This is a genomic window from Brevibacterium sp. CSND-B09 (assembly GCF_052906525.1).
Window position 1 is genome coordinate 1,561,644 of the sequence record NZ_JBREGI010000001.1, and the last position, 13,074, is coordinate 1,574,717.

9 protein-coding genes are annotated in these 13,074 nt (G+C 66.2%); 3 read left to right on the top strand and 6 right to left on the bottom strand.

Annotated elements, in window-relative coordinates; genetic code table 11:
• Nucleotide 1: 1 nt before the first annotated feature.
• From ACU4IU_RS07130 to ACU4IU_RS07155, 6 genes are all read right to left on the bottom strand, one after another.
• The gene (locus ACU4IU_RS07130; protein WP_446656289.1) at nucleotides 2-1,459 is read right to left on the bottom strand and encodes an amidohydrolase family protein; all 1,458 of its coding nucleotides are present in this window, start codon (nucleotides 1,457-1,459) and stop codon (nucleotides 2-4) included.
• Nucleotides 1,456-2,724, bottom strand: coding sequence for an allantoate amidohydrolase (locus tag ACU4IU_RS07135; RefSeq protein ID WP_446656290.1), 1,269 nt, complete (start codon nucleotides 2,722-2,724; stop codon nucleotides 1,456-1,458). Before ACU4IU_RS07135 ends, ACU4IU_RS07130 begins: the two co-directional genes overlap by 4 nt.
• A 152-nt stretch (nucleotides 2,725-2,876) precedes the next feature.
• Nucleotides 2,877-4,553, bottom strand: a complete 1,677-nt coding sequence (gene hutH / locus ACU4IU_RS07140) for a histidine ammonia-lyase (RefSeq protein WP_446656291.1) — start codon at nucleotides 4,551-4,553, stop codon at nucleotides 2,877-2,879.
• Nucleotides 4,554-4,668: 115 nt separating this feature from the next.
• Nucleotides 4,669-5,940, bottom strand: coding sequence for an imidazolonepropionase (gene hutI, locus ACU4IU_RS07145; protein ID WP_446656292.1), 1,272 nt, complete (start codon nucleotides 5,938-5,940; stop codon nucleotides 4,669-4,671).
• A 258-nt stretch (nucleotides 5,941-6,198) separates the two neighbouring features.
• Entirely contained in the window at nucleotides 6,199-7,920 is a 1,722-nt protein-coding gene (gene hutU, locus ACU4IU_RS07150; protein ID WP_446656293.1) for a urocanate hydratase, read from the bottom strand.
• A 260-nt stretch (nucleotides 7,921-8,180) separates the two neighbouring features.
• Nucleotides 8,181-9,080, bottom strand: a complete 900-nt coding sequence (locus ACU4IU_RS07155) for a hypothetical protein (RefSeq protein ID WP_446656294.1) — start codon at nucleotides 9,078-9,080, stop codon at nucleotides 8,181-8,183.
• 362 nt (nucleotides 9,081-9,442) lie between these two features.
• Between ACU4IU_RS07155 and ACU4IU_RS07160 the strand changes: the two genes are divergently transcribed.
• From ACU4IU_RS07160 to ACU4IU_RS07170, 3 genes are read left to right on the top strand one after another with little or no spacing between them, the layout of a single operon-like run.
• On the top strand, nucleotides 9,443-11,044 hold the full coding sequence (locus ACU4IU_RS07160; RefSeq protein WP_446656295.1) for an AAA family ATPase: 1,602 nt from the start codon (nucleotides 9,443-9,445) through the stop codon (nucleotides 11,042-11,044).
• The gene (locus ACU4IU_RS07165; protein WP_446656296.1) at nucleotides 11,041-11,967 is read left to right on the top strand and encodes a LysR family transcriptional regulator; all 927 of its coding nucleotides are present in this window, start codon (nucleotides 11,041-11,043) and stop codon (nucleotides 11,965-11,967) included. The genes ACU4IU_RS07160 and ACU4IU_RS07165 overlap by 4 nt, the downstream gene beginning before the upstream one ends.
• Complete coding sequence (locus ACU4IU_RS07170; RefSeq protein ID WP_446656297.1) at nucleotides 11,964-13,064, top strand: mandelate racemase/muconate lactonizing enzyme family protein; 1,101 nt, start codon at nucleotides 11,964-11,966, stop codon at nucleotides 13,062-13,064. Before ACU4IU_RS07165 ends, ACU4IU_RS07170 begins: the two co-directional genes overlap by 4 nt.
• The last annotated feature ends 10 nt before the right edge of the window (nucleotides 13,065-13,074 follow it).

A 13,074-nucleotide genomic window follows, 5' to 3' on the forward strand; every position in this document is an offset into this window, starting at 1 on the left:
CTCAGCCCTCCATCTCCAAGACCGCGAAGGCCCGAGAGTAGAGCTCGGCGATTTCGCCGAGTTCGGTGTGCACTCCGTCGCGCACGCGGACTTGGCCGCCGCTGACGGTCAGATGCACGTCCGCCGAGGTGGCCGTGAGGATGATCTGCTCGTCCAGTGAGCCCATGGTGCGCATGCTGTCGGTGCGCAGAGCCACGAAGTCGCACGCCTTCCCGACCTCGAGCGCGCCGACGGGAAGGTCGAGGCTGCGCGCCCCGCCTTCGGTGAGTGCCGTGATGAGTTCGGCCGGGGAGAACCGTCCGCGCTGACCCGACCGCAGCCGCTCCCCCGCCTCGAGCCCCTGGGTCTCGCGCAGGGCGTCGAGGACGACGTGTTGGTCGGAGCCGAGGGAGATCACCGCTCCGGCGTCGGCGAGTTCACGGGCCGGTCCGATGCCGTCGGCGAGGTCCGCCTCGGTGCAGGGGCACATGACGATCGTCGATCGGGATCCGCCGAGGATCGCGATGTCCTCCTCGCTCAGGTGAGTGGCGTGGACGGCCGAGAGCCGGTCGTCGACGACGCCCGAGCGGGCGAGCACCTCGGTCGGGCTGGCTCCGTACGCCGCCTGCGAGGCGTCGTTCTCGGCCGGCTGCTCGGACAGGTGCACGTGCACGGGGCCGGACATTTCGGCGAAGCGAGGCAGGTTTGCGGCTGGGACCGCGCGGATCGAATGGATCGCCGCACCCACGTGGACGAAGCTCTCACCTGGAGCCTTGACGGGGAATTCGTCGGAAAACGTGTCGATCAGGCCGGTGTGCCGGTCCATGTATCCGTCGATTGTGCCGTCGCCGAAACGGGCCTGTTCGGCCGAGAGTTCGGAGTCGATGGCGCCGGTGAGGTAGCAGGTGTCGAGCAGTCGGATGCGGATCCCCGCCGAGGCGGCCGCTCGTGCCAGCGCTCGTTCCATCGCGTGGGCGCGCCGTTCGTCATCGTCGTTCGCGTCGCTCGCGTCCCCGCGGGGACGTTCGGTGTGTTCGTCCGCCTCGGCGACCGGATCCGCCGCGTCCCCGCGGGGACGATCGGCGCCGTAGGGTGTTCCGTCCTGAGCATGGTGGACGTAGTGGAACTCCCCCACCGAGGTGTAGCCGCCGGCGAGCATCTCTGCGAAGACAGCGCGGGCCACGGTCTCGTAGGACTGGGGGTCGAGTTTCGCGGCGACGGAGTACATGACTTCCCGCCAGGTCCAGAAGGTGCCGCCGTCGCCGTGGGTGCGACCGCGCAGCATCCGGTGGAAGGCATGCGAGTGCGCGTTGACTCCACCGGGCAGGACAAACCCGTGCACCGCCTCGGCGTCGGAGGGGGCGGCGTCGATTCCGGTCTCGACCGCGGTGAGCGTTGCGGTGTCATCGGCGCTCAGCAGCACCCCGTGGGCGACGGCTCCGTCAACCCAGGCGGATTCGCACCAGTAACGGGTGCTCATCGTGCACCTCCTGCCGTTGGGCCTCCGGTACTGCTGTCGGCAAGGGCGTGTTCGATGCCGAGTTCGCGGGCGAGCACCTTGACGAGCGCGTCGACTCCGGCCCTCTGGTCGTCGACCTCGCAGGCCTCTTCGGGAGCGTGGGAGACACCGGTCGGGTTGCGGACGTAGAGCATCGCCGCCGGCACATGGGGTGCGAGGATTCCGGCATCATGTCCGGCGCCTGAGGGCAGCAGCGGAGCGTCCGGCAGCACCGAGGTCAGGCGCGAGTTGAGGTCGGCGGTGAAGTGGGTCGTCGGCGAGTAGGACTCCTGCGAGATGGTCACCTCGACACCGGAATCGGCGCCGTGGTCCTTCGCACGTCGGCTGATCGCTTCGAGCACCTGTTTGACGACGGCATCGTCAGGATGGCGGATGTCGAGCCAGAAGCTCATGGTCGAAGCGATGACGTTCGTCCCGCCCGGATGGATGAGGGTACGGCCCACGGTCGCCACGGCGCTCGCGTCAGTGGCGGCCGCTAGGGTCGGGATATCCCCGATCACACGGGAGGCCGCGACCACCGGGTCGGCGCGATGACTCATCGGAGTCGTGCCGGCATGGTTGCCCTGACCGGAGAAGGCGAAGTGCCAGCGCCCGTGGCCGATGATCGAGGAGCCGATGGCGACGGCCTGATCGGTGTTGATCAGACCGACGCCCTGTTCGACATGGAGTTCGGTGAAGGAACCGATTCCGGCCAGCCGAGACTGGTCACGCCCGATCCGATCCGGGTCGAGGCCATAGCCACGGGCGACGTCGGCGAAGGTGTCACCGGCGGCGTCTTTGAGGCCGAGCGCGCGGTCAACGTCGATGGCGCCGGTGAGCAGCCGCGAGCCGAGGCAGGCGACACCGAAGCGTGAGCCTTCCTCTTCGGGGAACACGGCTAGCGCAAGAGGCCGGGTGGACTGGTCGAGTGCGCCGGAGGTCTTGAGCACGTCGAATGCCGCCAGCGCCGAGGCGACGCCGAGGGGGCCGTCGAACTCGCCGCCGCCGGGCACGGAGTCGAGGTGGGAACCGGTGACGACGGCGTTCGCACCCTGCGGGGTGGCCCATGCCCACGTGATTCCGTTGGCGTCGATCTCTGTGTCGAGGCCGCGGCGGTCCGCCTCGGCGAGGAACCACTCACGCAGCTCCCGTTCGGTGGCCGAGAATCCGGGCCGCTGGTAGCCCGGCCCGCGGGTGTCGCGGCCGGTGTCCTCGATCTGGCTCAGCAGCGAGACGACATCGCTCATTGTCAGTTCACTCCGTTCGAAATCGGTCGGGTCCGGTGATGTGTCGGAGCCGTGGTCAGCCGGCCCTGGCATCAGAGGCCCGACGGTCGGGTCCGGTGCGGACGAGCCGCGGGGCGGGACGGACCACACGCAGGTTCCACCCCGGCCCGGCGTCAGTCCTGGTGGGTGGTGGCTGCGGAGGTGCCCGAAGCCTCGGCGGCGGCTTCGAGGTTGCCCAGCGCAGTGAACTCGGGATCGTTGACGGCCGGTCCGCCGTCTTCCGGTTGCCAGGTTCCGGCAGCAGCGGTGACGGTGTGGGTCAGCGGTGCGACCGACTCGGCGGCGGCGACGAGCGAGCCGTCCTTGACCTTCGCAATGGTCTCGGCGAGTTCGGGCGAGAGGAACCGGTCGGGTCCGGGCCCCGGCACCGTCTCACGGATCGCCGCGATCACGGCTCCGGTCACCGGTGCCGGTGCGGCGTCGCGCATATCGCAGGCTCGGGAGGCGGCATAGAGTTCGATGCCGACGACGGAGGCGAGGTTGTCGACGACCTTGCGCAGCTTGCGTGCGGCCGACCACCCCATGGACACGTGGTCTTCCTGCATGGCCGAGGACGGGATCGAGTCGACCGAGACCGGAGTGGCGCCGCGTTTGGCCTCGGAGACCATGGCCGCCTGCGTGTAGTGGGCGATCATCAGGCCGGAGTCGACGCCGGCGTCATCGGCGAGGAACGGGGTGAGGTTCTGGTTGCGGGCGACATCCATCATCCGGTCGGTGCGGCGTTCGGACATCGAGGCGACGTCGGCGGCGACGATGGCCAGGAAGTCCAAGGCATGGGCCAGCGGTGCACCGTGGAAGTTGCCGTTCGAGGACACCATTCCATTGGTGAGCACGACGGGGTTGTCGATGGCGGCCCGCAGTTCGCGTTCGGCCACCTGGGTGGCGAAGGCGACGGCGTCGCGGGCGGCGCCGTTGACCTGCGGGGCGCAGCGCATCGAGTACGCGTCCTGGACGAGGTGGGTGGAGTCGCGGTGGCTGGCAGTGATGCCGGAGTCGGCGAGCGAGGCGAGCATGTTCGCAGCCGAGGCGGCCTGACCATCGTGCGGGCGCAGCGCGTAGTGGAGTTCAGGGGCGAAGACGGCGTCGGTGCCGAAGAGTCCTTCGATGCTCATGGCCGCGGACACATCGACGGCGGTGAGCAGGTTCTCCAAGTCGGTCAGGGCCATGATGAGCATGCCCAGCATGCCGTCGGTGCCGTTGACCAGCGCGAGGCCTTCCTTCTCGGCCAGGGTGACCGGGGTGATTCCGGCCTTCGCGAGGATCTCATCGGCGGGCCCGGCCACCCCGTCGGGCCCCTCGGCCACGCCTTCACCCATGACGACGAGGGCGCATGCCGACAGTGGTGCGAGGTCACCGGAGCAGCCGAGTGATCCGTACTCGTGGACGACCGGGGTGATTCCGGCGTTGAGCAGGTCGACGTAGGTCTGGAGGACTTCGGCGCGGACGCCGGCCCGACCGGTGGCCAGGGTGCGGGCGCGCAGCAGCATGAGGGCGCGCACGACCTCGCGTTCGACGGGTTCGCCGACTCCGGCGGCGTGGGAGCGGATGAGGGATTTCTGCAGCTGGGTGCGCAGTTCCGCGGGGATGTGACGCTGGGCGAGCGCACCGAATCCGGTCGAGACTCCGTAGACGGGCTTCTCCGCCTGAGCGAGGGCGTCGATGGCCTCGCGGTACTTGTTCACCCGGGCCAGGGTGGCATCGGACAGGGAGACCAACGCTCCGCGACGGGCGACGTCGACCACCTCGGCGAAGGTCAGCGTATCGGGGTCGAGATCGATGAATGTGGTCATCGTGTGCCTTTCTGTGAGTGCGTCAGTGTGATGTCTGAGTCGTGGGTGAAGTTCTCATACGTCGACGCCGAGGTGGTTCCTCCCCGTCGACGCACTGTGCTCGTGCGTAGGTGGTTCAGTCGCGGGGCCGGTTGTCGACGATGAGCTCACCGCCGGAATAGACGCGTTCGACCAGCTGCACACCGGGCCGGTAGGCCAGGTGCCGGTAGCTGGGTGCGTCGAGGATGGCCAGGTCGGCGCGGGCCCCCACTCCGAGGTGGCCGACATCGGTGCGTTGCAGGGCGTTGGCCCCGCCCGCTGTAGCTGCCCACACCGCCTGTTCGACGGTGAAGTGCATGTCCCGGACGCCGATGGCGATGACGAATGGCATGCTGTTGGAGAACCCTGACCCGGGATTGCAGTCGCTGGCGATCGCCAGCGATACTCCCGCGTCGGCGTAGCGGCGGGCGTCGGGGTAGGGCTGGCGGGTGGAGAATTCGATGCTCGGCAACAGGGTGACGACGGTGCCCGCCTCGGCGAGGACGGCGAGGTCCTCATCGGAAGCGAAGGTCGCATGGTCGACCGACACGCAGCCGAGTTCCGCGCCGAGCTTGAGCGCCCCGCCCTCGGTGAGCTGATTGGCGTGCAGCCGCGGTTTCATTCCGACGGTCTTGCCGGCTTCGATGATCCGCCGGGTCTGGACCTCGGTGAAGGCACCGGTTTCGCAGAACACGTCGATCCACTTCGCTTTGCCTTCGGCCGCCGGGATGATCTCGTCGATGACGAGGTCGACGTAGCGTTCCGGCTCGTCCTTGAACTCCGGCGGGACGACGTGCGCGGCGATGAGGGTCGATTCCTCGGTGTGCCGGTTGATGATGTCGAGGGCCTGGATCTCGTCGGGCACGGTCAGCCCGTAACCGGACTTGATCTCGAACGTCGTCGTTCCCTGCCGCTTCGCCTGCTCGAGCAGGTGGACGAGGTTGGCCTCGAGTTCGGATTCCGTGGCGGCGCGGGTGGCGGCCACGGTGGTGGCAATGCCCCCGGCCGAGTACTTCTGCCCGGCCATGCGGGCCGCGAATTCCTCGGACCTGTCGCCGGCGAAGATGAGGTGGTTGTGGCTGTCGACGAAGCCGGGGATGACGGCTTTGCCGCCGAGGTCGATCGTCTCGAGTCCGCCGAGGTCATTCGCCGAGGTGACTTCCCCGTTTGCGATGTCATCGTCGTTCAGGCCTTTTCCGACGCTCTCACCGAGGCGGCTCGACATCGCCGTGTCCGCCTCAGCGGACGGTCCCGACCAGATGATCCGACCGTCGTCGATGAGCAGCGCGGCATCGGTGATGATGCCCAGCTCGCCGAGGGTGTCGAGGTCGTTGACGACGAGTTCGCTGATGCCGGTGATGAGCTGCATGGCGAGTCGGGCCTTTCCGATCGAGAATGAGTCCCTCTCAGTATGGACCGCTCGGTGGCGGGGCAGAACCTCTCCCGCAGATATTTGTCCGATATTTCGGACGGCCGAGTGATGGGGGTCTGGTGAACCCGCCCGCCGGCTCGGTCGGGAACTCCCCGCGGCCCAGAAAAAGGTGAGTAGCCCAAGTTTGAAACCGGGCTACTCACCTTTTTCTGAGCTATTCAGCGACCGCGCCGTCGACGCAACGCCGCGGACTGCTTACTGTGCGGCGGATTTCTCGTCGCGCTTGTCGAGCTCGGGGATCATCGGCACGCGCTGACCGCGCTCTTCGGCCACCTCGGAGGCGCGATCGTAACCGGCGTCGACGTGGCGGATGACGCCCATGCCCGGGTCGTTCGTGAGCAAGCGTGCCAGTTTCTGAGCGGCCAACTCGGTGCCGTCGGCCACGGAGACCTGTCCGGCGTGGATGGAGCGGCCGATGCCGACGCCGCCGCCGTGGTGGATCGACACCCAGGTCGCACCCGAGGAGGTGTTGACCAGGGCGTTGAGCAGCGGCCAGTCGGCAACGGCGTCCGTACCGTCGAGCATGGATTCGGTTTCGCGGTAGGGGCTGGCGACGGAACCGGAGTCGAGGTGGTCACGGCCGATGACGATCGGGGCCGAGATCTTGCCTTCCGCGACGAGCTGGTTGAACAGCAGACCGGCCTGGTGGCGTTCCTTATAGCCGAGCCAGCAGATGCGTGCCGGCAAGCCTTCGAACTCGACGTATTCGTTGGCGGCGTCGAGCCAGGTGTGGAGGTGTTCATTCTCGGGAAAGAGCTCCTTGAGAGCCTGGTCGGTGACCTCGATGTCCTTCGGGTCGCCGGACAGCGCGACCCAGCGGAAGGGTCCGAGGCCTTCGCAGAAGAGGGGGCGGATGTAGGCGGGGACGAAGCCGGGGAACTCGAAGGCGCGGTCGTAGCCGGCCTTGCGGGCTTCGTCGCGGATCGAGTTGCCGTAGTCGAAGACCTCGGCGCCGCGGTCCTGGAATTCGACCATGGCCTTCACGTGCTTGGCCATGGATTCTTCGGCGCGGATGGTGAACTTCTCGGCATCCTGCTCGGCCTCTTCGTGCCAGTCGTCGACGCTCACGCCCACCGGCAGGTAGGACAGCGGGTCGTGGGCCGAGGTCTGGTCGGTGACGATGTCGACTTCGGCTGCCTCGGGGCGGTCGAGGATGAGCGGGAGGATCTCCGCGGCGTTGCCGACGAGTCCGACGGACAGGGCCTGCTTGTTCTTCTTCGCTTCGATGACCTTGGCCAGTGCGGTGTCGAGGTCGGTTTCGACCTCGTCGAGGTAGCGCTTGCCTTTGCGGCGATCGAGGCGGGTCTTGTCGACGTCGATGATGAGGCAGGCGCCGCCGTTGAGCGTCACGGACAGCGGCTGGGCTCCGCCCATTCCGCCGCAGCCGGCGGTGATGGTCAGGGTTCCGGCGAGGGTGCCGTCGAAGCGCTTGCGGGCGATGGCGCCGAAGGTCTCGTAGGTGCCCTGGAGGATGCCCTGGGTGGCGATGTAGATCCAGGACCCGGCGGTCATCTGGCCGTACATCATGAGGCCTTCGGCCTCGAGCTCGCGGAAGTGCTCCCAGTTAGCCCAGTCGCCGACGAGGTTGGAGTTCGCAATGAGCACGCGCGGGGCCCATTCATGGGTGCGCATGACGCCAACGGGCTTGCCCGACTGGATGAGCAGGGTCTCGTCGTCCTCGAGGTCGTCGAGGGTGCGCACGATCGCGTCGTAGGCTTCCCAGGAGCGGGCGGCGCGACCGGTGCCGCCGTAGACGACGAGGTCTTCGGGACGTTCGGCAACCTCGGGGTCGAGGTTGTTCATGAGCATGCGCTTGGGTGCTTCGGTCTGCCAGGACTTCGCGGTGATCTCGGTTCCGCGGTCGGCACGGATGACGCGGGACGGGTCGTGCTGGGTGAACGACGGCTTGGTGGTCATGGGATTCTCCTTGTCGCTGTGTCCGACGAGGCGGATGCTTGGCTGCCGCTTCGCCGTCGCGCCGAGGTGTGGGCTCCCCTGCGCTGTCGGCTCTGACTACACCATCCATTCTGACGACTGGAGCAGAATGCGGAAGTGGCCCGCATCAAGTTCCGTCCGACATTTCGGACATCCACGCATCGTCCGTCAGGCCGAAGGCCGGCGCAACGAGATTGAAGTCGGCTCAACGAGCTCGAACGGTCCCGGCGAAGTCAGGTGATTCAGGCAGTGATCGCGTGGTCGCTGATCGGTTTCAGTGCCGGATGGGTGTGCAACCCCTCAACTCCTTTGAGCTGACGAACGAGGAGAACCGAAGTTGCGGCGATGCCCGGCGAGAAGATTTGAAGAGGCTCAGTCCTGTCTCCGAAGTCCAGGGTCAGTGTCATCGCTTCTAACTCAGGGAAGAAGGCAGCCACCACATTGAAGTAGAACGACAACGTGCGGCTGCCGACCGGAATGATGAGCCTGCGATCAGTGACGAGAACATCGACGTATTGGATTTCTCGCCACTGCGCCGCTGCCACGCGCTGCGCCTGAGCGCGAGCATTCGCTCTACCCACTGCCGAGCCGATCATCGCACCGGCAACGAAGAGCGGGCTGCCCATAGCGAAGACCCCGCCCGTGCTGTAGGTGACGTTCTGTCCATAGAAGCGTGCGTATTTTGCCCGGCACTGGTCGAGAAGAGACTCTCCGGGCTCGAGGTTGAGGTTGAAGTCATCGGAGCTGGGCAGGGAGTCTCCCCGAGCAAGAGCCTCAAACCAATGTGTCGCATACACTCTGGCCATGGTTCTCGCTTCAAAATCGCAACGAGGACCACCTTCGGCAACGATCTGCTGTTCCATCTTGCGAGTCCAGGCCGCATGACGCTTCTGCATCTTCTTCTCGAACAGCCGACTACGTCGATACGTCTTCTGGGCACCGATGATCGCCAGAATGATGAACACGACCGGCGCAATTCCAAGGCCGAGGCCCGAGACAATGACCAGCCAGCCGATTCCTGGCCCGTCTTCGCTGGGCAACGCCGACGCCGCAATCAATGCGAACACGTATGCCGAGATCGGGATAAGCAGCAATGGGACAACCCAGCGAAGATGCCGCCTGAAGCCGCGTTCCACGTTCATCACTTCACCTTCGCAGTGCTATTGCCGATCCGCACAGGCCCGAATTCATCACTCCGGTCTCGGCATGACTCATTGTTGCTACAGACGCTACCAAACCATTGCGCGCAGAACCGGGTCAGTGTCCACGGGGAAGACCGGCTCGTGTGGTCTGCAGCCGACTGGTCCGCGCCCCCACCCTCATCTCGCCACTTCTCCACCCGTTCGCTCGCCCCATTTCGATTCATTACACCTACTTCTCAATCGAGACGTTTTCGATCCTTTAAATCAAGATGGGAACCGCATAAGGTCATGGGCAATACCTCAACCCGGACCATCTATCCCTCACGATCACGAATCGCCCGCATCCCGAAAGAGGAACAACGATGTTCATCGCTCCCACCGCCGTCGTAGCCGCCACCGAGTCAGACGCCCTGCTGACGACTCGCACCCGGGCGCAGAACTGGCGGTCGAAGGACATCGGGATCCCGGACCGCGAACTCACCGATGCGGCGCTGGAGGATCTCGCGCAGCGGGCGAACATCCTCGGCGAAGAATCCTTCGAACGCACCGTCGCCGCCGTGCGCTCCAGCCGCAGCGGCGAGTGCCCGATCATCCCCGACATCGCCTCGGCCGCCGAGGTGTTCCGTGAGTTTCTCCGTGCCGCCCGCATCGACGGCTGGCTCTATGTGCGCGAATCCGACGGGTATGTCCACCCGTATCTCGTCGTGGGCATCGACGTCGAACACGGTGACAAGACCCGCGGGCCGCGCGTGAAGGTCACCCTCGAAGCCGACAACCCCACGGTCAAACGTCCCTCCCGGGCACCCCGGATCCTCTATTTCGAAGAGACCGAGATCGTCGGCAAGACCCCGGAAGAAGCGCTCACCGCGACCGGAGCCTTCCGCGAATCCCCTGAACTCAAAGACGAATACTCACGGCGCCGCGCGGATTTCAAGGAGATCATCGACCACGGATTCGGCAGCCAGTACCTGTTCACGGGACGCGCCATCCGCACCGATGACCACCGTGCGGCCAACCGCCGCAGCGGCCGCAAGGTCGTCAACGACGTCGCTCCCGACGAGATAGCCGGTCTGCGCGGAGTCAGCGCTTCAGTGCTCTTCGACGCCGGCGAGTACGGACCGATCCCCGTCCTCACCGCGGTGCGCGTCTTCGACCTCGCAGCGCAGGACTATCTCGACGTCAACACCGGAGACCTGCGCGCCTTCGAATACGACCCCACCCTTCAGGACAAACTCGTTCTGCCGCCGGAACAGCGAGAGCTGCTGACCATTCTGACCACCGACATCGAGGTCTTCACCGGCGACATCATCGAAGGCAAGTCCGCCGGAAACGTCATCCTCGGCAAAGGCCGCCCGGGAGTCGGCAAGACCCTGACCGCGGAAGTCTATGCCGAGGTCATCGGCAAACCCCTGTACTCCATCCACTCCGGGTCCCTGGGCATCACACCCGAGGCCGTGCGGAAGAACCTCGAGATCATCTTCGACCGCGCGAAGCGCTGGAACGCCGTGCTGCTGCTCGACGAGGCCGACGTCTTCGTCCTCGAACGCGGTTTCGACCTCACACAGAACGCCATCGTCGCGGAGTTCCTCCGCACCCTCGAATACTTCGACGGGCTCCTGTTCCTCACCACCAACCGCACGAACGGTGTCGACGAAGCGATCCTGGCCCGTTGCGCCGCCGTCATCGACTACCAAGCCCCGTCCGCCGAGGATGCGCGCCAGATCTGGCAGATCATGGCCGCCGGCAACGAGGTGGAACTCGGCGACGATCTCCTCGACCGACTCGTCACGGAGTTCCCCGACATCACCGCCCGCGACATCAAGATGGTCCTGCGCCTGGCTCTGCGCATCGCCGCCCACCGAGGCGAGCGCCTCGACCTCGACGACTTCGCCCATGCCGCACGCTTCCGGGGAATCCGGATGGCCAGTGCCGCGGAGGCGACCGAGCTGGTCGGTGCCCGATGAAACTCGAGACCCGCCAATTGGAGTACTTCTCCATGGTCGCGCGCGAACGGCACTTCGGGCGGGCTGCCGAACGCCTCAAGCTCGCACAGCCGTATCTGTCGCAGCAGATCCGCAAGCTGGAAAGGCAGTTGGGGACCACTCTGCTCAACCGCACCACTCGCTCGGTGTCGCTCACCGACGCCGGAGCCCATCTACTCGAAGAGGCAGATCGCGTGCTCGCGCACCTCGACGCCCTCGGCAAGGAAGTCCAGCTCATCGGCGCGGGGCTCACCGGACCGCTGCGTCTCGGCTTCACCGGATCGACGACCTACGGGATCATGCCGCAGGTCGTCAGGCGCACGGCCAGTGCGGCTCCGAAGCTGCAGCTCAACGTCAGCGGAGAGATGGTCACTCCCCGGCTCGTCGACCGTCTGCTCGACCGCAGCATCGACATCGCTCTGCTGCGCGGAGGCACTCAGGCGAAGGGAGTGAGCAGCAGCGTCATCGGCAGCGAATCCTCCATCCTCGCAGTTCCCTCTGATTCTCTGCTTGACGCTCCCGGATCGATCACCGCGGCAGAACTCGGCGAGCATGCCCTCGTGGGATACCCCGAGAAGTCGACGATGTCGGAGATGACTGCGGAATTCCTCGGCCGCGCCGGTTCTCGCCCCGACTACTCCGTGCGGGCCTCCGAGACCTCGACGCTGATGTCGCTCGTCGCCGCCGGCCTCGGCGCCGCGATCGTCCCCCACACCGCCACCGCGCTCGGCATCCCCGGAGTCCGCTTCCGCAGCATCGACGAGGCGCCCCGCACGGACCTGACTGTCGTCTGGCGCTCAGACGAAGAGACCCGCACCATCATCCGGATGATCGAGATCATCACCGAAGTCGTCGGCGAGAACATCGACGATCCCACCGCCGAGGAGAAGGAGCAGCCAGCGTGAAGATCACTGGCGTCGAAGCCGTCCCGTACCGCATTCCCATGCGCAAACCGCTCAGGTTCGCCAGCGGCGAGGTCCACCACATCGAACACGTGCTCCTGCGGATTTCAACCGATGATGGCCTCGTCGGCTGTGCCGACATCCCACCGCGTCCCTACACCTACGGCGAGACGAAGGAATCCGTCGTCGGCATCGTCAACGGAGTGTTCTCGGATGCGCTCATCGGCAGGGACCCGCTCGACCGTTCCCTCATCCATTCCCGGCTGCACCGCACCATCGGCAATCAGACAGCCAAGGGCGGAGTCGACATCGCCCTGTGGGACCTCATCGGCAAGGCGCTGAACACGCCTGTGCACCGCCTCCTCGGCGGGTTCGCCGATTCGCTCGAGGTCTCCCATATGCTCGGATTCGCCCCCACCGAGGCGGTCATCGAGGAAGCGCAGCGATTCACCGAGACGTACGGGGTCCGGTCGTTCAAGATCAAGGTCGGCAGGCGCCCGGTAGCCCTCGACGTCGACCTCGTCGCCGCCCTCAGAGACGAACTCGGGCCCGATGCGCTGCTCTATCTCGACGCCAACCGCGGGTGGACCGCCACCGAAGCCGCTCAGGTGCTCGAGGCCACGGCCGGACTCGACCTGCGCTTCTTCGAAGAGCCCGACGACGCCGACGAGATCCTCGGAAGACGCCGCCTCGTCGCCGCCTCCCCCATCCCCATCGTCGCCGACGAATCGGCACCGAATCTCGGCGCCGCGGCCCGGGAGATCCACACGGGCGGCGCCAGCGCACTGTCGATCAAGACCGCACGGACTGGTTTCACCGAATCCCAGAAGATCCTGTCCTTTGCCGAGGCACTCGGCCTCGACGTCCTCATGGGCAATCAGATCGACACTCAGCTCGGCAGCACTGCGACAGTGACCTTCGGGGCCGCCTTCGAACATTCCTCACGATGGCCGGCCGAACTCTCGAACTTCCTCGACATGGCTGACGATCTCATCGCAGAGCCGATCGAGATCAGCGACGGACGGGTCCATGCTCCGACCGTTCCCGGCGTCGGCACGATCATCGACGAGGACAAACTCGCCCGCTACCGCATCGACTGACAACCCGAAC

Bases quoted from the DNA above. Each gene is read 5' to 3' on its own strand.
- hutU (WP_446656293.1), bottom strand. From the start codon at position 7,920: ATGACCACCAAGCCGTCGTTCACCCAGCACGACCCGTCCCGCGTCATC.
- ACU4IU_RS07135 (WP_446656290.1), bottom strand. From the start codon at position 2,724: ATGAGCGATGTCGTCTCGCTGCTGAGCCAGATCGAGGACACCGGCCGC.
- ACU4IU_RS07130 (WP_446656289.1), bottom strand. From the start codon at position 1,459: ATGAGCACCCGTTACTGGTGCGAATCCGCCTGGGTTGACGGAGCCGTC.
- hutH (WP_446656291.1), bottom strand. From the start codon at position 4,553: ATGACCACATTCATCGATCTCGACCCCGATACGCTGACCTTCGCCGAG.
- ACU4IU_RS07165 (WP_446656296.1), top strand. From the start codon at position 11,041: ATGAAACTCGAGACCCGCCAATTGGAGTACTTCTCCATGGTCGCGCGC.
- ACU4IU_RS07155 (WP_446656294.1), bottom strand. From the start codon at position 9,080: ATGAACGTGGAACGCGGCTTCAGGCGGCATCTTCGCTGGGTTGTCCCA.
- ACU4IU_RS07160 (WP_446656295.1), top strand. From the start codon at position 9,443: ATGTTCATCGCTCCCACCGCCGTCGTAGCCGCCACCGAGTCAGACGCC.
- hutI (WP_446656292.1), bottom strand. From the start codon at position 5,940: ATGCAGCTCATCACCGGCATCAGCGAACTCGTCGTCAACGACCTCGAC.